Genomic DNA, 18,435 nt, shown 5'->3' with positions numbered 1-18,435 from the left:
GGGACGAACAATGCGCCACATTCTGTCCACCCTCCTCGAGAACGAAGCCGGTGCGCTCAGTCGCGTGACCGGGCTGTTTTCGGCGCGGGGTTATAACATTGACTCGCTGACCGTGCAGACCACGGAAGACCCGACGCTAAGCCGTATGACCATCGTTACGCATGGTTCGGACGAAGTGATCGAACAGATCACCAAGCAACTGAACAAGCTGATCGAAGTGGTCAAGGTGATCGACCTGAACGAATCCGAGCACATCGAGCGCGAGCTGATGCTGATCAAGGTGCGGGCCACCGGCAAAGAGCGCGAAGAAATGAAGCGGATGGCGGATATTTTCCGCGGTCGCATCATCGACGTGACTGAAAAAACCTACACGATCGAACTGACCGGCCCCGGTGAAAAACTGGATGCCTTCATCAAGGCGATCGATAGCACCGTTATTCTGGAAACCGTCCGCACCGGCGCCTCGGGCATCGGCCGCGGTGAACGCATTCTTAAAATCTGAGTGAGGCGTTCGCCGTGCGGCATGCCGCGCGGCCACCTCACGTCTCACAAAGCCAAGTCAGGAGCACTACACAATGAAAGTTTTCTACGATAAAGACGCCGACATCTCCCTGATCAAGGGTAAACAAGTCACCATCGTCGGCTACGGCTCGCAAGGCCATGCCCACGCGCTGAACCTGAAAGACAGCGGCGTTAACGTCACCATCGGTCTGCGCAAGAATGGCGCTTCGTGGTCCAAGGCCGAGAACGCCGGCCTGGTGGTTAAAGAAGTAGCCGAAGCCGTCAAAGCCGCTGACGTGGTCATGATTCTGCTGCCGGACGAAAACCAGCCTGACGTGTACAAGAACGACATCGAGCCGAACATCAAGCAAGGCGCCGCGCTGGCGTTTGCTCACGGTTTTAACGTGCATTACAACCAGATCGTGCCGCGCGCAGATCTGGACGTGATCATGGTTGCCCCGAAAGGCCCGGGCCACACCGTACGTTCGGAATACCTGAAAGGCGGCGGCGTGCCGAGCCTGATCGCGGTATACCAGGACAAGTCGGGCAAGGCGCGTGACGTGGCCCTGTCGTACGCGGCAGCCAACGGCGGCACCAAAGGCGGCGTGATCGAAACCAATTTCCGCGAAGAAACCGAGACCGATCTGTTCGGCGAACAAGCCGTGCTGTGTGGCGGTGCGGTTGAACTGGTTAAGGCAGGCTTCGAAACCCTGACCGAAGCCGGCTACGCCCCGGAAATGGCTTACTTTGAATGCCTGCACGAACTGAAGCTGATTGTTGATCTGATGTACGAAGGCGGCATCGCCAACATGAACTACTCGATCAGCAACAACGCTGAGTACGGCGAATATCTGACCGGCCCGGAAGTCGTGACCGCTGCGACCAAAGAAGCCATGAAGAAAGCGCTGTATCGCATCCAGTCGGGCGAATACGCCAAGCAGTTCATCCTGGAAGGCAAAACCAACTACCCGGCCATGACCGCGCGTCGTCGCCTGAACGCGGAGCACCCGATCGAGAAGGTGGGCGCGCAATTGCGTGGCATGATGCCGTGGATTGCCAAGAACAAGCTGGTTGATCAATCCAAGAACTGATCAAAGTTGTTGGGCTGCCGCGCTGCGGCCAGCCCCGCAGCATTGCAAAACACCGTCTGCCTCTGCAGACGGTGTTTTTTTTGGGGCCCGCTAACGCAGCGTCAGCCACAGGCGCAGATCAAACTCCAGCTGGTGGTAGTCCGGTTCCATATGGCTGCACAGCTGATAAAACGCCTTGTTGTGGTCCTTTTCTTTTAGATGCGCCAGTTCGTGCACGACGATCATGCGCAAAAATTCCGGTGGCGCCTGGCGGAACAGGCTGGCGATGCGGATTTCGTTTTTGCGTTTGAGATTGCCGCCCTGCACGCGCGCGGCGAAGGTGTTGGTGCCCAGCGTGCCACCCGCCAGCACCATCTGGTTATCAAACAGGACCTTGGCCAGCGGCGCGGCGTTCTTTAGATAGCGCTGTTTCAGTTCGATGGCGAAGTCGTACAGCGCCTTGTCGGTCTGCACGCTGTGTTTTTCGGGATAGCGTTGCGCCAACCAGGGCGCCAGCGTGCCCTCGGAGAGCATGGCGCTCACGCGTTCAAGCACGTGGGGCGGATAGCCGTTGAGATAAACCAGATCAGTCATGCGGCGCATTGTACCGCGCCGCATTGTTTCGATCATGCGGGCCAAGCCCGGCCCGGCTCAGGCCAGCACCGACCAACAGCCCCATGCAATTGCCCCACCGATCAAACCCAGCGCGACCAGACGCGGTCCGTGCAGGCGGCTCCACAACAAAAACCCGGTAATGCACAAGGTAACCAGTGCGCCCGCCAGTGTATCCACCAGCAGCACCCACGCGACGCCTGCGCCCACGCCTTTATGCAGGTTGGTGATGACACCCCAGAAATTGGTCTCGCTGCGCTTCACTTCCACCAGTTGATTGCCTTGGGTGTAGGTGGCGCTCAACGAAAAGTTGGGCTTGGCCAGCGTTACCTGCCATTCGGCAGGCTTCTTCACCGGGTTGTTATTCCAGATGACGTCTTTGGCTGGCGTGATGCGCGTTCTGGCGTGGCCGCCCAGTTGGGTATATCCGGAGAACCACTCGGCAAACGCTTTGGGATCGGTGCGCGCGGCATCGGGCAACGCCACTTGCACGGTGTTTTCCACGGGCGTCACCGCATTGATTTTCAGCTGCGCACGATGGTTAAGCAAAAAGCCTGAAACCCCGAACATCAGCCCCAACGCTGCGCCCCACAAACCCAGCCAGGCATGCACGCGCTTGAGCCATTTCAAAAAGCTGCCTTTGCGCAGGCGATCGGGCAAAAACCCCTTGTGATTTTCTTCGAGCAAACCAGCAATCATGTATTCCCCATTCATTGAAACAGGCCGCGCATGGATGAATGCGACCCGGCATGCATTTTGCGCGAGGTATTTCATGTGCGTTTGACAGCCGGCTTCTGTGCAACTTGTACCGTTTGCTTGTCTTAATTTTGCAAATGCGAGTTGTTCGCATTATTATTGTCGGCTGTTTCCAATTGCAAGTAGTTCTCATTAGCGATGAACCACCAGACCGCAATCCGGCTGGGCGTGGTTAGCGGTGCCCACCTGCTGGTAATTGGTGCGCTACTGCATACGGTGCAAACTGCGCCGCCCGTGCCCCCGAAAGAAATCACCGTCACGCTGGAAACACCCGCGCCTCTGCCCGTCGTTGCGCCCCCACAGCCCAAGCCCAAAATCCAGCCGCCGCCGCCCCAGCCAGCGCCACGCCCGGTGGTCAAGCATCAGCCCGTCCCCAAGCCGATTGCCCCGATCCCCGTCGCCAAGCCCAACGAGGTGGCGACCGAACCGCAGCAACCCAAAGCAGAACCGACCGCAGCCCCGGCGCCCGTTGCACCGCCCGCGCCGCCGCGTCCGGCGGAACCGGCCCCGGTGACGCAACCGCGCGTGGAAGCCAGCGCCAGCGGCAATCGCCAGCCGGTGTATCCCGCCATTTCGCGCAAGCTGGCCGAAGAAGGCGTGGTGATGCTGGAGGTATATGTGCGCGTCGATGGTCTGGTGGGCGATATCCGCGTCAAGCAAAGCAGCGGCTATTCGCGCCTGGACAACGCCGCGCTCGACGCCGTGCGCAAGTGGAAGTTCACGCCTGCCAAACAAGGCGGCCAGCCGATCGCGATGTGGTACGGCCTGCCCGTCAGATTTTCGTTGGTCGACGCGCAATAAGCGCCGCCCCGCCCGCCGAATCAGATAAACAAGGAGACCTCCCCCATGCAACCGCAGCAATTCAGCCTGTCCCACCTGTGGGCACAAGGCGATTTCATCACCCATACCATCGCCGCCATTTTGCTGATCATGTCGGTGGCCAGTTGGTACGTGATCGTCACCCATACCTTGCGCGTCATCGCCAACCGCCGTCGCGCCGCGGCGGCCCACGGCTTCTGGCATGCGCATCGTTTCGACGAAGGTCTGGCGCTGCTGACGGGCAAGGCCGAAGACAATCCGTTCCGTCTGCTGGCGCTGGAAAGCCAGGCGGCGGTTTCGCACCACAAAGAAAACCAGGCCGATCTGCATGGCCAACTGGCGCTGTCGGACTGGCTGATCAGCTGCTTGAATGGCGCCATCGAAGAAGGCACCGAGCGCATGCAACGCGGCCTGTCCATCCTGGCGTCGGTAGGTAGCACGGCGCCGTTTGTAGGCTTGTTCGGCACGGTGTGGGGCATCTACCACGCGCTGATCGGCATCTCCGCTGCCGGCGCCGCCAGCATCGACAAGATCGCCGGCCCGGTTGGCGAATCGCTGGTGATGACCGCTTTCGGTCTGGCCGTCGCCATCCCCGCCGTGCTGGCCTACAACGCGTTGGTCCGCGGCAACCGCGCCGTGGTGGGCAAGCTCAACCGCTTTGCGCAAGATCTGCACGCCTACTTTGTGACCGGCGCACCGGTAGCGCGCGAGCAGCAAGGTGGCCGCCCGCAACTGGCCGTGGTGAACGGCCAAACCAAACGCGCGGAGTAACACGCCATGGCCTTCAGCAAATCGATTGGGGATAGCGGCGAAGTCATGAGCGAAATCAATATGACGCCGCTGGTCGACGTCATGTTGGTGTTGCTCATCATCTTTATGCTGACGGTGCCGGTACTGACGCACGCGGTTAAAGTTGACCTGCCACGCGCCGCCAACCAGCCCGAAATCGTTAAACCACAAACGGTGAATATCTCGGTGGTCACCGATGGCTCCATCTATTGGGACGAAGCCAGACTGACTGATGCCGAGTTCAAAACCAGACTGGCCGAAATCGCGCGCAAAGACCCGCAACCCAATATCCGCCTGCGTGGCGATCGCAAGGTGCCGTACGAGTTTGTGGCGAAAGCGATGGCCGCCATCCAGTCGGCTGGCGTGCAGAAGTTGGGCTTTGTGACTGAGCCCGATCCGCAGTAAGGAGACGTTGTCCAGTCGCCCCAAAAAAAAGCGTCCCGCCCGGGCGTTTTTTTTTATGCCGCTCAATTGGCCTTAATCTGTGTGGGGTTTGCTGACCCAGCCCGTGTTCCGTGCGCATGCCAACATGCCAAGCGAGCGTCAAAGTGCGCAACTTGGCGCACAGCAAACATAGGGTGGGTCTAGACCCACCACTCAAAGCCGCTGATGAGCCCCACTTTCTTTGCATCCTTTCTATAGCTTTAGTCGGTGGGTCTAGACCCACCCTATGAGTAGTTTCATTAGCAATTGCAGTGGTCGCCGCGTCTGGATACGCCGCGTGCGTTATAACCCCTCTGTGATCCGACCCGCACTTGCGATGCCCGACTTATCCAGCCACAAAAAAGCCCTCGCGCAAACGCAGCGAGGGCTTTCAACTTCAGCCGAACGTCGGCAGCCCGGCGTTATTGCTCTTTGACATAACGCGGCGAGCGCGGGCCATACAGCATGCCGTCTGGTTGGCCTTGCGCCACCAGGCGGTTGCTGGCCACACCGGCATAGTCAAACGTGCGGTCCGACAGCGTGTTCATCACTTGCTTGACGGCTGCGGTCACCAGCATGCCGATCAAACCTCCGCCGCTGTTGTTGTTCTGCTCGGCGCTGGAGGCCGAGGCGCGATGCGTCCACAGTACGTCGCCATTGCGCAGATCCACCAGGCGAGCGCTGGCCACCACGGTGACTTCGCTACCGATCACGTAATACGACGAACCGTATTTTTCCACTTCAACATACAGCGCAGCGTCCGCGCCGTAGGTCTGGCGCAGTTTATCGATGCCGATGGACTGCATCTCATCCGGGTTAACCACGCCGTTACGCTTGAAGGTTTCATCAACCAGCGCCACCGGCACCACGTAATAGCCGGCCTCGGCCAGCGGACGCGTCATCTGCGCCAGCATGCCGTAGGTGGCATTCACATCAGGCGATTTGTTAACCGGCGGCAGCACCAGAATCGACGCGGGTTTGCTGCGTTTAAACGCGGTGTAATCGTAGGACTGGGTGGGCTTGGCGCAACCCGTGGCCAGCATGGCCAATACGGCGGCGGCGGCCAGCGCCTTGATCGAGCTGAAACGCATCATTAATCCTTCTTCGAGAAATTACGCAGCAGAAAATCCATATACGCGGTGGATTCCGGATACAGTTTTTTCTCGGTTTCGAATTCGCGCTGCGTCAGTTCCATGCGGCCCGATTTGGCGTACAGCAAGCCCATATGCGCGTGATAGCCCGGCGGCACCGCTTCGCCCGTGGCCAGCATCTTTTGCAGATCGGCTTCCAGCTCGGTGACCTGGGCGGTGGTATCGCCGTCCGTGGATTTGAAATACGAATAAACGTTTTGTTGGTAATGGCCCCAGCCATACAGGGGCTTTTGTTGTGCGGCGCAGCCTGACAACAGGCTCACCGCGGCGACGGCGCACAACGCCGCCGCTTTACTGGCTTTAACAATCGACATGAACATCAACCTGGTACGTAAATCGGATTAGGAAGCGCGACGCTCAATTAGCAGCAGTGGGTTGCCAGGCGCCTGCGGTAACGCCAGCCACCAGGTTGTTTACTGCTTCGCGGATCGCCAGATCCAGCACCTTGCCGTTCAGTGTCGAGTCATAGCTGGCAGTGCCACCAAAGCCGAGCACTTCGCGGTTGTCGAGCGCATATTCGCCCGCGCCTTGCACCGAATACACCACCTCGGACGTCTGCGTGTTCACCACATTCAGCGCCACCTTGGCATAGGCCACTTGCGATTTACCACGGCCCAACAGGCCAAACAGCTGCATGTCGCCGGTTTCTTTGCGGCCAAACTCGGTCACATCGCCGGTGATCACGTAATCCGCGCCCTTCAGTTTTTGCGCCTTGTTCTGGATGGCTGCTTCTTGCTTGATCTCATCCATGTTGTCGCGCTCAAGCACGCTAAAGCGGTTGGTCTGCTGCAAATGAGTAATCAGGATGGTCTTGGCCTGGCTGCCCAGACGGTCAACGTTGTCCGAGAAAATGCCACGCATATAGCTCGAACGATTATCAAACTTGCCCACCGCAATCGGTGCGCGCTTGCCCGCGTAGGCCACGCTGGCCGATTCCACTTTGGCCACTGGCACGGTACGCGACGTTTCGGTGGCGCAGCCTGCCAGCAAGCTGGCCGCAGCGATAACGGGCAAAGCAAACGAAAATTTAGTCATTCTGGATAAAACCTGTGTTGTTCATCAAAAACCACGTGCCTGGGGCCGTATCAGGACGTATCAAAAGCGATGTAGCAGCCCGCCCTACAAGCCGTAAGCGAAAATCAAAAATCTTGTAAATTATAACATGCTGATATTCGGAATTTTGCCCAAATCTGGCGAATTTTGCCTTTATTGCGATTAAAACAACAGCATGTTGTAAGCAATATTCAGCCCCGCTGGCAAAGCCTGTCACCGTTACAACCAGACCCGCACCCTACCGATGTCGTTCTGTGTCGATGTTGACTGCCGTCAACAAACTGCGCAGGCATCCTGGCCAGACTGCCATTTCCTTCCCCTTCCGCCCCCTGCCGAGACCGCCATGACCCGAAGCCGCACCCAAAGGTTGTTTGAAGAAGAGCCCACTTTGATGGAAGCCAGCGCGCAGGTGCTGGGCTGCCATACCGACGGCAGCATCGTGCTGGATCGCACCATCTTCTGCCCGCGCCATGCCGATCTGCCGGGTGATGTGGGCTGGCTGCACAACGCCGACGGCGGCGCGGTGCGCATCGTTGATACGCGCGTTGACCGCGAAGAGCCGGGCCTGATCCTGCATCTGCCCGAGCAAGCCGTGCTGGGCCTCGCCCCCGGCGCCAGTGTGACGTTGCAAGTGGACTGGATCCGCCGCCTGCGCCACATGCGCATGCACACCGCGCTGCATTTGCTCTGCGCCGTGGTGCCCACTGAAGTGCAAGCCAGCGCGGTCACCGCCCGCATGGGCTTTGTCGATTTCGCCCAGCCCAAAGGCCCGATCGACACCGAAACGCTGACGGGCAAAATGAATGAACTGATCGCGCGCGACCTGCCGGTGCGGCCGCGCTGGCTTGAGCACAATGCGGCGCTAAAAAAACCCGACATCGCGCGATATCTCAGCAGCGCAGAACGCATGGGCAGCGACCCGATCCGCGTGGTGGATATCGCCGGACTGACCGTGCTGCCGTGCGGCGGCCCCCACGTTAAACGCACCAGCCAGATCGGCCGCGTGCGCTGCAACGGCATAGAGCGCGTAAATAACCAGGCGGTGCGGATTACGTTGGCGTTTGAGGAAGATCAGGAGGAGTAAAACGATCAATCGTTGCCTTTCTGGCTACGACCGTTGCCAAAAAGGCAACATTCACCGCCGCGGCCCGGCCATCACTCACCCCGGCCGGGTCGCCACCTCAAGCTGCGTCAGCCAACGCAGCGCCGCTGGCGCGCTATCCGCGCACATTTCTTCAGAAGGCTGCAGTCCCGCGCAAAACGCGGGCCGTTGCGGGTGGCCGAAAATGCCACAGCGCGCGTCCGGCAGCAGGTTGATGCAGGGCACGCCAGCGGGCTTGCCCTGCGGCATGCCCGGAATGGGGCTGGTGATGGAAGGGGCGATGCAGCACGCGCCGCAGCCCGGTCGGCAGGATAAAGACATGGGCGCGATTGGACCGCGCCGTCGGCGGCGTGGCAAGTGCCATCCATCCAGCACGCCACAGCGCAGCACGCTTCACATGCGCAGCTGACGCGGGTTGGTGTACGCTTGCCAGCACAAAAAAAGCCGTCTTGCAGGTTGGAGCCTGCGGATGGGCATGATAGAAAGCCGGACGTAATTCAAAAGCAGCGCGGCAGACCGGGATAACCCGGCGACTGACGCTGCGTTGCCGGCCAATCAGGAGGATGGATCATGGGCATGATTGCCCTGGGGCTTACGCTCGCGCTGCTCTGGGTTAACCTGGCGGGGCTGGCGCACCTTGCGCAGCGTCGCTTGCCGGATATCGATCTGGCGCGCGCAGTGGGTGTGCTGGCGCTGTGCCTGGCGCTGTTTTTTGTTGAACATTTTGTCGGACTGGGTTCGCTGGCCTGGGCCTGGCCCGTGTGCACCGTGCTCAGCGTGATCGTGCTGCGCGATGTGGCGCGTTCGGCCGCGTGGTGGGAAGCGCAATATCCGTTTGTGCTGGCGTTTTTGCTGGCGCTGGCGTGGCGCTTTGTGTTTCCGGATCTGGATGCGCAATCCGAGCATTTAACCGATCTGTTCTTCATCGCCAACTACCTGCCCGGCCAGACTTTGCCGCCGCCGGATCAATGGCTGCCTGGCTATCGCTTTGATATGTATTACGGCTTCCTGCATTACGCTGCGGCGTTGCAGGCGCGCTTTTTACATCTTGATGCCGGCCGCGCCATGAACCTGGGCTTTTGCACCACGTTTGGCCTGATTGGTTCGCTGGTGTGGAGCCTGTCGCGTCGCCGGCTGAATGCGCGCGCCCCGCGCTTGTTGCTGGCAGCCGCTGTCCTGGTGGGCGGCACCGGCGTGGCACCGCTGATTCCATTCATCTATGACCTGCCGCATGACGACGCCAGCGCCGTCACGCGATTGTGGAGCAACACGCGCTTTGTCGGTCTGTACGACCAGCAGGTCAACACCAGCGTGGGCCGCGCGCTGTTTCCCCCGGCCGAAGCGGGCACCGAGCCGCGCGATCTGCCCCTCGAAACCCTGTCGTATTACACCTATCTGGGAGATCTGCATCCGCCGATGGGGGGCTTTGCGCTGTTGTTCCTCACGCTGGGTTTGATGGGCGCCGTGGCATGGCGCGCGCGGCGTGCGGCATCCAGCGCAACCATAGAACCGCCAGCACCCGCGTTGGATGATGCCCACCCCAGCGCCAGCACACTCACCTTTCTGATCGGGCTGGCGCAGCCGGTGTTGCTGGCCCTCAACCCATGGACGCTGCCGCTACAAGGCCTGATGGTGCTGGGATGGGCGTTGTGGCAATGGCGTACGCCGCAAGGCCTGGCCTGGCGCGCTTTGCTGGCCGGACTGGTGGCGGGCGCGGTGGCCATCTACCCCTTTCTTACTCATTTCGCCCCCAATGCCTTGGGCACGCCGATCCGGCTGGTGCAGCCGGAAGATCACACGCCGATGCGCCAGTTTCTGGCCTTATGGTGGCCGGTGCTGTGGCTGCTGGTGCTTACGCTCAGCGCGGGCCCGAAAGCGCGCGGCAGCTGGTGGGCGGCATGGGGCGTGGTGCTGTTATTGGCCATCACTGAAATCCTGTTTGTCGATGATCCCAACGGCGGGCGCTACAACCGCTTTAACGCGGTGATCAAATGGTGGTCGTGGTTGTATCCGGCCGCCCTGGCGGTGCTGGGGATATTTGCGTTGTCGCTGCAATGCAAGTTGCGGCGCGCGCTGGCGTGGGTACCGTTGCTGGCCGTGTGCGTTTATCTGCTGCCGCAAGCGCAGTACTGGGCGTATCACCCCAAAACGCATGCGGGCCGTCTGGCAGGCGAAGGCTGGCTATACGAGCAACAAGGTGCGCGCAGCATCATTACTTATCTGCGCAATGCACCGCGCGGTCTGGTGCTGGAGGGCCTGGATGCCGGCAGCTATAGCGTGCACGGCGCATATGCCTTGCACAGTGGCCAGCCGTCGGCGCTGGGTTGGCCGGACCACGAAGGTCTGTGGCGCAATCAGCCGTGGTTTATCAGCCGCGATGCCGATATGGTGCGCGCGCTGTATCACGGCGGTTTGCCCGATGCGGCACGCTGGGCTGCGGACCATCGCATTCGCTACATCATCTGGAGCCAGACCGACCAGCAACGCGACGCCGCCGCCTTCGAGCGCATGAAAAGCGCGCTCTCCAGCCAGTACATCTGGCGCGCGTTCAATAACAATAACGGGCAGGAAGTCGGCCTGTGGGAGCGCCGCTGATGGCGATGATTTTCTTGCTGGGCAGCATTGCGCTGCTGTGGCTGCATCTGGCGGGCGTCACGCTGCTGTTTGGCCGCGTGCTGCCGTATCCGTTGGCGCGCGTGGTGGGCGTGCTGGGCATTACGCTGGTCGTCTGCGCGTTCGAGCATTTTTGCGGGCTGGGCAATATCAACTGGCTGTGGCCGTTTACCGCCGCCATCGCCGCCGCCATCGTCTGGTGGGAACGCCCGCGCTGGAACAGCTCGCCGTTCTGGCGCGGCGAAGTGGTGTTAGGCGTGGCGTTTGCCTATGGGCTGATCTGGAAATTCCTGTTCCCCACCATCTACCCCACGTCCGAGCGCGTAACCGATCTGTATTTCATGCAGAACTACTATCCGGGCGACACGCTGCCACCGCTCGATATCTGGTATCCGCCGCATCGCTTTGATTTCTACTACGCCTTCGAGCATTACGGCGCGGCGCTGATGGGCCGTCTGCTGGGCTGGAATGCGGGCTTTGCCTACAACATCGCTTTTGTATTGGTGATGGCGCTCTCGGCCACGCTGGCGTGGGACTTTGCCAGCCGCCTGATCAAAACGCGACTGCCGCGCGTGGTGCTGGTGGCCGCGGTCATGATCGGTGGCACGGGCATTTCGCCGCTAATCCATCTGGTGGTTAACGATCAGCCCAATAACCCGCCCGAATGGAACGCCAACGACCACATGTGGGCCAGCGCGCGCTTTATTGGCAGCTACGACACGCGCATCGCCGCCTTCGGCACCGAGCTGGGCCGCAGCGTGTTTCCGCCGCTCACCGATCAAAGCAAACCCACGCCTGATTTTGAAGCGCGCGATCTGCCGATGGAAAACTTCGGCTATCAGTATTTTCTGGGCGATTACCATCCGCCGCTGGGCAGCTTTCTGCTGCTGTTCTTGCCGCTGGCCTTGCTGGCGTGGTTAGAAGTCGCGCCCGCCGCTTGCCGCCACCCCCGCCTGGCGCAGGCGCTTTTGCCAGCCACCTTGCCGCTGATGCTGATCACCAACACGTGGATTTTTCCGTTTGCGCTGGTGCTGCAGGCGGCGTGGACAGGCTGGCGTTATCTGCAAAAACGACCGCCCGATTGGGCCGCGCTGGTGGCCGGCGGTTTGATCAGCGCCGTGCTGGTCTACCCCTATCTAAGCGGACTGGCCAACCAGGCCATCAATACGCCCATCCACCTGGTTAAATGGATGGATCACACGCCGTTGCTGCGTTATGTGGCGTTGATGTGGCCGCTATTGCTGTTGCTGGTGCTGGCTTTGTTTGAACGTCGCACCCGTCCGTTTGCGCTGATGCTGGTGCTGGCGTTTGGCGCGATGCTGATCCTCAGCGAATTTATCTACGTGCAAGATCCGTCCGGCGGCAAGTTCACCCGCACCAACACCACGATGAAATGGTGGGGCTGGATGTGGAGTGGCGCGCTGTTGGCCTTGGGCGGCATCGCTTTGGCCAGCGCCCGGCGCTGGATCCGTGGCGTGGCGTTGGCCGCGCTGCTGCTGATCACGGTTTGCTACGGCTACGACACCGCGTATTACTGGTGGGCCACCCCCAAGGGCGACATGGGCCGCATGAATGGTGCCAGCGGCTTTACCGCCGATGCGCCGATGCGCGATATGGTCAATTTCCTCAGCGTGGCCCCGCGTGGCATTTTGCTGGAAAACGTGACGGGCGATGCGTACACCAACCAGACGCTGCTGGCTTTGTTCTCGGGCCAGATCGAAATGCAGGGCTGGCCCAATCACGTCAGCCTGTGGCACGCCGCGCCGGCCGATGTCTGGATGCAATCGGATCGCACCAAACTGTTTTACAAAGGCGCGTTGCCCGATGCGCTGGACTGGCTCAGCGTTAACCACGTGCGTTATGTGGCATGGACGCGCGTCGATTCGGCGGCGGGCCTGGCCGCCTGGCAAAACATCAACACCGCAATCAGCAGCCAGTACAGCTGGCACCCGTTTTTTGCAGATACCAACTCACAGGTAGGCCTATGGATACGTCGGTAAACGCGCCGCGCCCGCTGCTGTCGGTGGTGGTGCCTTGTTATAACGAAGACCCGGTCATCGCCGAAACCGCGCGCCAGTTGCGCATGTTCTGCGACAGCGTGGCCGCCGATACCGACACCGAGCTGGTATTTGTCGACGACGGCAGCCGCGACAGCACCCGCAGCGTGCTCAAGTTGCTGGGCGAACAGGATGCGCGCATCCGCGTGGTGGGCCTGGCGCGCAACTTTGGCCACCAGATTGCCGTCACCGCCGGCATGGATGCCGCGCGCGGCGACGCCGTCATCATCATCGACGCCGATCTGCAAGACCCGCCGGACGTGATGCGTTTGATGCTGGCCAAGTGGCGCGAAGGCTACGACGTGGTGTACGGCACGCGCACCGAACGCCCGGGCGAATCGGCGTTCAAGCTGGCTAGCGCGCGCCAGTTTTATCGTCTGCTGAACAAGCTGTCGGATGTGCCGATTCCGCTGGATACCGGCGACTTCCGCTTGATGAGCCGCCGCGTGGTCGATGTACTGCGCGCCATGCCCGAGCGCGACCGCTTTGTGCGCGGCATGGTCAGTTGGGCTGGCTTTAAACAGACGGCCCTGCCCTACCAACGCGCGCCACGGTTGGCGGGTGTCAGCAAATATCCGCTGCGCAAAATGCTGCGCTTTGCCACCGACGGCATCTTGTCGTTTTCCACCAAACCGCTGCAGATGGCGATGGGGCTGGGTATGGCGGCGGCGGCGGTATCCATGCTGGGGATTATTTATGCGCTGTGGCTGCGCGTGTTTACCAATATCTGGGTGGAAGGCTGGACCGCGCTGATGATTGCCGTGTTGTTCCTCGGCGGCGTGCAACTGGTGTGCGTGGGCATCCTGGGCGAATACATCGGCCGCATCTACGGCGAGGTCAAACGTCGCCCACTGTATGTGGTGCAGGAATACGTGGGCTACCAGGCCCGCGCACAAGAACCGTTATTCAGCCGCAGTCCGGTGGGTGACCGTCGATGACGCTGCCGGATTACAGCGGCGCCGAAACCACAACGCCCCCGCCCAAGCCGCGCAAATCCAAGCTGCGCCCGCTGATAGGCGCGGTGATTGCGCTGGCGTTTGTCTGGTTGATCGGCCGCAACGTCAATCCGGGCGAATTGCTGCAGGCGTTTGCCACCGCCAACCCGATGGACGTGCTTGCCGCGCTGGTGCTGTTTGGCATCGGCTACGCGCTGCGCATTGCGCGCTGGCAAACCATGCTGAAACCCGCGCGGCCCGAGATCAGCTGGTGGCGTTGCGCCGGGCCGTTTATGGCCAGCTTTGCCGCCAATAATGTGCTGCCGTTGCGGGCGGGCGATGTGTTGCGTGCGTTTGGATTTAACCAGCGCCTGGGGGTCAGTCCGGGGGGCGTGCTGGCCACCTTGTTTGTCGAGCGCTTGCTGGATTTGCTGTTGCTGCTGGTGATGCTGGGCGTGGCCCTCGCCCTGTTCGGGCTGGAAGCGGCCAGCTTTGCCGGGGTTGGCGCAGGTTTTCTGCTGGGCGTGGCGTTGGCCATTCTGATTTTGCTGGTGTTTCCGCAAGCGTTTGCGCCATTGGCGCGCGCGGTGGTGGCAATGATTGGCCGCTTTGCCCCGCGCATCGCCGCCAGGCTGCGCGCCGAGGTCGATCTGGGCCTGCGCACGCTGGCGCAACTGGCCAAAGGCGGCACCATGCTGCGGTTGCTAGCTTTGTCGCTGGGCGCCTGGTTATGTGAAGGCTGCGTGTACTGGTTTGCCGCGCTGGCGCTGGCCGATCTAAGCCACCCTGCCGCCGCCTGGCTGGCCTTGCCGGTGGGCACCCTGGCCACGCTGATTCCGTCCACGCCCGGCTATGTCGGCACCTTTGATTACTTTGCCCGCCACGCCATGACCACGCTGGGCAATGCCGCCACGCCTGCCACTGCGTTTGCGCTGCTGGTGCATTTGCTGTTGTGGCTGCCGCCCACCTTGATGGGCGGGTTGTATCTAATTATCCGGCCCGTGGCCAAAGCGCGCCCGGCCTCTTCTGGAAAGACCTCGTGACCGCACTCCCTTCTTCTACGCGCGTCGCCGTCATCGGCGGTGGTTTTACAGGCTTGTCGGCAGCGTGGGAGCTTGCGCGCGCCGGCGTTGCGGTGACGGTGCTGGAGGCCGATGCCGAACTGGGCGGCCTGGCCGGCGCGTTTGATGTGCAAGGCCACAAGCTGGACCGCTTTTATCACCACTGGTTTACCAACGACCTCGAAGTGATGACGTTGATTGATGAGCTGGGCCTGCACGATCGCGTGTCGATCAATCCCACCAATACCGGCGTGTGGTACGGCAACCATTTCTTCAAGCTTTCCACGCCGATGGATTTGCTGCGCTTTACGCCGCTGCCGATGGCCGACCGCGTGCGGCTGGGCTTGCTGGCCTTGCGCGCGCGCAAAGTCGAAAACTGGATGGAGCTGGAACACAAAACCGCATCGCAATGGTTAAAAGAGCTGGGCGGTGAAAAGGTGTACCGCGTGGTGTGGGAACCGCTGCTCAAAGGCAAGTTCGGCGCGGTGGCCGATCAGATTTCGGCCGTGTGGTTCTGGAACAAGCTCAAGCTGCGCGGCGGCAGTCGCGGCAAAGGCGGCGAAGAGCGGCTGGCGTACTTCAAGGGTGGCTTTGTCGCGCTGGCCGAAGCCATGGCCGAGGGCATCCGCGCCGCCGGTGGCCAGGTGCTGACCAGCACGGCCGTACACCGCTTTACCCCGCAAACGGGCGGTTGCTTCCGGCTGGAAACCAGCGCGGGCGAGCTGGTGGCCGAACAACTGATCGCCACACCCGCCTTGCCCTTGATTGCCGATATGGCAGAAGACTGGGCGCCCGCGCCGTGGCTGGCGCAGATGCGGCGCATCAACTATCTGTCGAATGTGTGCCTGGTGCTGGAGCTGGAACGCAGCTTGTCCACCACCTATTGGCTGAACGTCAACGACCCGACTTTCCCGTTTGTGGCCGTGATTGAACACACCAACTTTGAACGCCCCAGCGACTACGGCGGCCGCCATATTGTGTATCTCTCCCGATATCTGCCGCACACCGACGCCATGTACAGCATGAGCGCTGATGAGATGCTGGCCTTTGCCACGCCGTGGCTTAAAAAGATGTTTCCGGCGTTCGATCCGGCCTGGGTACTCAAGCATCACGTGTGGCGTGCGCGCTATTCGCAGCCGGTGGTGGAGCAGCATTACAGCAATCTGATCCCGGCCAGCGAGGGCCCGGCGCCTGGGCTGACCATCGCTTCGATGGCGCAGATCTACCCCGAAGACCGCGGCACCAACTACGCCGTGCGCGAAGGCCGCAAAGCCGGCCGCGCTGTCGCGCAAAAGTTGTAGGGTGGGTCAGGACCCACCATCCAAAGCCAAAGAGAAGAACCGATCGACGTGCGGGTTTCTTCTTCGCGGCATTGATGGGTGGGTCCAGACCCACCCTATAAAGCCGGAGTGTGGCGCGGAACGTACAGGTGCGGGGCCGTCGGTATCGATCCATCGGGCTGCCGGTCGGTCGCCGACGGCCGCTGTCGTGGCGTTCATCCTTTCCCGGCCCATCCACCCGCGCTGTAAGCCTCGCCCGCGTTACGAAAGCCGACACACCGCGATACAGCCCCAGCCTGACAGCCCCGCCGTCACTGGCTTCCCACTGGTTTTGTTGCCGCCGCAGACATCGGCATTCAACCGTCGCCTGCATTCAAATCCGCCGTGCCGTCAGCGCCGGGTCTGACCATCCGGTCGCCGCCCATCCCGCTGGTCTGACCGTTCATTCCGGGCCACCCAAACCCGTCATTAAAACCGGGCATCCTGCTGCCCGTACCGCTCGCAACACCGCGCGCTTATTAGTCTTGTCTTATTTGAGAAGGCGTCGGTATCATCCTGCGAACAGGGAATGACCATTGCATATTTGCGTGGCCGTCACGGGCTGAACAGGGCTCAAAACCGCGCAGCGGATTTCGTTAGATCAATAAAGCAGTGGCATCGCATCAGGAGGAGTTCCATGTCGAGTCTTGCCGGCGTCAAGGTGATGGTGATCGATGACAGCAATACCATCCGCCGTAGCGCAGAAATCTTCCTCGGCCAGGCAGGCTGCGAAGTCATTCTGGCGGAAGACGGGTTTGATGCGCTGGCCAAAGTCAGCGACCACCTGCCCGATGTGATCTTTGTCGATGTCATGATGCCGCGGCTTGATGGTTACCAGACGTGTTCACTGATCAAGAAAAACCCGCGCTTCAAGGCGACCCCCGTCATCATGCTATCTTCCAAAGATGGCCTGTTTGATCGGGCCCGTGGGCGCATGGTGGGATCAGACCAGTATCTGACCAAGCCTTTTACCAAGGACAGTTTGTTGACTGCGGTAGGCGAACACGTTCGCGCCGCGTAGCCAGCTTTCCCGAAATCCAAGTAACAAAGAGTGAACACAGACCCATGTCTATCAAAAAAGTACTGATCGTGGATGACTCCCCTACTGAGCGTCATTTTCTGGGCGAGCTGCTGACCAAAGCCGGCTACCAGGTGCTGACCGCCGAATCGGGCGAAGAAGCCGTGGCCAAAGTGAAAGAGATCATGCCCGACCTGATCCTGATGGATGTGGTCATGCCCGGCATGAACGGTTTTCAGGCCACCCGCACCATTACGCGCGATGAAGTCACCAAGCATATTCCGGTGATCATGTGCACCAGCAAGAACCAGGAAACCGACATGGTCTGGGGCAAGCGCCAGGGCGCGGCGGAATACATCGTCAAGCCGGTGGACCCGCAAGAACTGTTTACCAAGATCGCCGCACTGGGCTAAGCCCGGCGCGATCATCAGCACAAAGCACAGAGAACAGTCATGGCCAAGCGGATCAGTTTGCGCGAGTACCAGGAAGGCGTGGTCGCGCGCCTCAAGACGGCGGCGGCGACCGCTCAGGTGGATGCACGCCTGGGCGTACGCATTGGCGGCCACAACTGGCTGCTGGACCTGGGTGATGTGGCCGAAGTGATGCCGCTGCCCACGGTGTCCGAAGTGCCGCTGGCGCAACACTGGTTTCGCGGCGTCGCCAATATCCGCGGCAACCTGGTCAGCGTGACGGATCTGGCGGCGTTTTTTGGCGAAGCCCCGCTGGTGCCCAGCGCCGCGGCCCGCCTGATTCTGCTGCACGCCAAACATATCCTGCATGCCTCGGTGCTGGTTGAGCGCATGCTGGGGCTGAAGCATCTGGCCGATATGACCGTGGTGCCCGCGTCAACCAACCACCCGTGGGTGGGCGAACACTATGCCGATGCGGCCGGTGGCGCCTGGCACACGCTGGATGTCAGCCGCTTGTCGCAAGACGCCGCGTTCCTGCAGGCGGGTCTGCACTGAACATCGTTGTAAACCACCCCTGCTTATTCGCCGCATGCGGCGTTTTTTGGGCGGTGCGAAGTCAGGGAATACACAAAAACGTAAGGCGGCTGGCCATGTACTCGCTGCCAGAAACAAACACTTTCAGACCGGTGATCGCAGATCATCATTAATCGTTAAAACCGTAAGAGTGGGCTCATCCGTCGTCAGAT

At 60.9% G+C, this 18,435-nt stretch carries 20 protein-coding genes; 14 read left to right on the top strand and 6 right to left on the bottom strand.

Annotation, left to right across the window (positions count from 1 at the left end; all coding sequences use genetic code 11):
- The first annotated feature begins 10 nt into the window (after positions 1-10).
- Together ilvN and ilvC are read left to right on the top strand one after the other, a co-directional pair.
- The gene (gene ilvN / locus WG78_RS20720) at positions 11-502 is read left to right on the top strand and encodes an acetolactate synthase small subunit (RefSeq protein ID WP_053939744.1); all 492 of its coding nucleotides are present in this window, start codon (positions 11-13) and stop codon (positions 500-502) included.
- A gap of 73 nt (positions 503-575) precedes the next feature.
- Positions 576-1,592 carry a ketol-acid reductoisomerase gene (gene ilvC / locus WG78_RS20715; protein WP_053939743.1) on the top strand — a complete coding sequence of 339 codons (1,017 nt, stop codon included), beginning with the start codon at positions 576-578 and terminating at the stop codon, positions 1,590-1,592.
- 90 nt (positions 1,593-1,682) lie between these two features.
- Here ilvC and WG78_RS20710 read toward each other — a convergent pair whose 3' ends face one another.
- Both WG78_RS20710 and WG78_RS20705 read right to left on the bottom strand, forming a co-directional pair.
- Positions 1,683-2,174, bottom strand: a complete 492-nt coding sequence (locus WG78_RS20710; protein WP_236692091.1) for a M48 family metallopeptidase — start codon at positions 2,172-2,174, stop codon at positions 1,683-1,685.
- A 48-nt stretch (positions 2,175-2,222) separates the two neighbouring features.
- Positions 2,223-2,882, bottom strand: coding sequence for a PepSY-associated TM helix domain-containing protein (locus WG78_RS20705; protein ID WP_201782508.1), 660 nt, complete (start codon positions 2,880-2,882; stop codon positions 2,223-2,225).
- Positions 2,883-3,077: 195 nt separating this feature from the next.
- Between WG78_RS20705 and WG78_RS22780 the strand changes: the two genes are divergently transcribed.
- Genes WG78_RS22780 through WG78_RS20690 form a run of 3 tightly spaced genes read left to right on the top strand, consistent with a single transcriptional unit; the run spans position 3,078 to position 4,952 of the window.
- Positions 3,078-3,740, top strand: coding sequence for an energy transducer TonB (locus WG78_RS22780; RefSeq protein WP_053939741.1), 663 nt, complete (start codon positions 3,078-3,080; stop codon positions 3,738-3,740).
- A gap of 45 nt (positions 3,741-3,785) precedes the next feature.
- Positions 3,786-4,529, top strand: coding sequence for a MotA/TolQ/ExbB proton channel family protein (locus WG78_RS20695; RefSeq protein ID WP_053939740.1), 744 nt, complete (start codon positions 3,786-3,788; stop codon positions 4,527-4,529).
- A 6-nt stretch (positions 4,530-4,535) separates the two neighbouring features.
- Positions 4,536-4,952, top strand: coding sequence for an ExbD/TolR family protein (locus WG78_RS20690; RefSeq protein WP_053939739.1), 417 nt, complete (start codon positions 4,536-4,538; stop codon positions 4,950-4,952).
- A 440-nt stretch (positions 4,953-5,392) separates the two neighbouring features.
- Here the strand turns inward: WG78_RS20690 and WG78_RS20685 are convergent, their stop codons facing one another.
- The 3 genes from WG78_RS20685 to WG78_RS20675 are packed head-to-tail and all read right to left on the bottom strand — an operon-like array spanning position 5,393 to position 7,156.
- Positions 5,393-6,064 (bottom strand): DUF799 domain-containing protein, encoded by a 672-nt coding sequence (locus WG78_RS20685; protein WP_152969334.1) that lies wholly within the window; start codon positions 6,062-6,064, stop codon positions 5,393-5,395.
- Positions 6,064-6,435, bottom strand: a complete 372-nt coding sequence (locus WG78_RS20680) for a DUF4810 domain-containing protein (RefSeq protein ID WP_053939801.1) — start codon at positions 6,433-6,435, stop codon at positions 6,064-6,066. The genes WG78_RS20685 and WG78_RS20680 overlap by 1 nt, the downstream gene beginning before the upstream one ends.
- A 43-nt stretch (positions 6,436-6,478) precedes the next feature.
- Positions 6,479-7,156 (bottom strand): CsgG/HfaB family protein, encoded by a 678-nt coding sequence (locus WG78_RS20675; RefSeq protein WP_053939738.1) that lies wholly within the window; start codon positions 7,154-7,156, stop codon positions 6,479-6,481.
- A gap of 361 nt (positions 7,157-7,517) precedes the next feature.
- On the opposite strand from WG78_RS20675, the gene WG78_RS20670 reads away from it, so the two are divergent.
- Positions 7,518-8,258, top strand: coding sequence for an alanyl-tRNA editing protein (locus WG78_RS20670; protein WP_161805173.1), 741 nt, complete (start codon positions 7,518-7,520; stop codon positions 8,256-8,258).
- 75 nt (positions 8,259-8,333) lie between these two features.
- Here WG78_RS20670 and WG78_RS20665 read toward each other — a convergent pair whose 3' ends face one another.
- Complete coding sequence (locus WG78_RS20665) at positions 8,334-8,597, bottom strand: YkgJ family cysteine cluster protein (RefSeq protein ID WP_053939736.1); 264 nt, start codon at positions 8,595-8,597, stop codon at positions 8,334-8,336.
- A 249-nt stretch (positions 8,598-8,846) separates the two neighbouring features.
- On the opposite strand from WG78_RS20665, the gene WG78_RS20660 reads away from it, so the two are divergent.
- The 8 genes from WG78_RS20660 to WG78_RS20625 all read left to right on the top strand — a co-directional run bounded on the left by WG78_RS20660 (position 8,847) and on the right by WG78_RS20625 (position 18,244).
- Complete coding sequence (locus WG78_RS20660) at positions 8,847-10,871, top strand: DUF2298 domain-containing protein (protein ID WP_053939735.1); 2,025 nt, start codon at positions 8,847-8,849, stop codon at positions 10,869-10,871.
- Positions 10,871-12,889 (top strand): DUF2298 domain-containing protein, encoded by a 2,019-nt coding sequence (locus tag WG78_RS20655; protein WP_053939734.1) that lies wholly within the window; start codon positions 10,871-10,873, stop codon positions 12,887-12,889. The genes WG78_RS20660 and WG78_RS20655 overlap by 1 nt, the downstream gene beginning before the upstream one ends.
- Entirely contained in the window at positions 12,874-13,884 is a 1,011-nt protein-coding gene (locus WG78_RS20650) for a glycosyltransferase family 2 protein (protein WP_053939733.1), read from the top strand. Before WG78_RS20655 ends, WG78_RS20650 begins: the two co-directional genes overlap by 16 nt.
- Entirely contained in the window at positions 13,881-14,924 is a 1,044-nt protein-coding gene (locus tag WG78_RS20645; RefSeq protein WP_053939732.1) for a lysylphosphatidylglycerol synthase transmembrane domain-containing protein, read from the top strand. The genes WG78_RS20650 and WG78_RS20645 overlap by 4 nt, the downstream gene beginning before the upstream one ends.
- Positions 14,921-16,243, top strand: coding sequence for an NAD(P)/FAD-dependent oxidoreductase (locus WG78_RS20640; RefSeq protein ID WP_053939731.1), 1,323 nt, complete (start codon positions 14,921-14,923; stop codon positions 16,241-16,243). Before WG78_RS20645 ends, WG78_RS20640 begins: the two co-directional genes overlap by 4 nt.
- Positions 16,244-16,898: 655 nt before the next feature.
- The gene (gene pilG / locus WG78_RS20635) at positions 16,899-17,282 is read left to right on the top strand and encodes a twitching motility response regulator PilG (protein WP_053939730.1); all 384 of its coding nucleotides are present in this window, start codon (positions 16,899-16,901) and stop codon (positions 17,280-17,282) included.
- 44 nt (positions 17,283-17,326) lie between these two features.
- Positions 17,327-17,692 (top strand): response regulator, encoded by a 366-nt coding sequence (locus tag WG78_RS20630; RefSeq protein ID WP_053939729.1) that lies wholly within the window; start codon positions 17,327-17,329, stop codon positions 17,690-17,692.
- Between the two features lie 39 nt (positions 17,693-17,731).
- Positions 17,732-18,244, top strand: coding sequence for a chemotaxis protein CheW (locus WG78_RS20625; RefSeq protein WP_053939728.1), 513 nt, complete (start codon positions 17,732-17,734; stop codon positions 18,242-18,244).
- The last annotated feature ends 191 nt before the right edge of the window (positions 18,245-18,435 follow it).

Origin of the sequence: Amantichitinum ursilacus (assembly GCF_001294205.1) — a bacterium.
In the GTDB taxonomy this organism is placed as follows: domain Bacteria; phylum Pseudomonadota; class Gammaproteobacteria; order Burkholderiales; family Chitinibacteraceae; genus Amantichitinum; species Amantichitinum ursilacus.
Note: the sequence above shows the minus strand (reverse complement) of the source record. Positions and strands in the feature narration are given on the sequence as shown.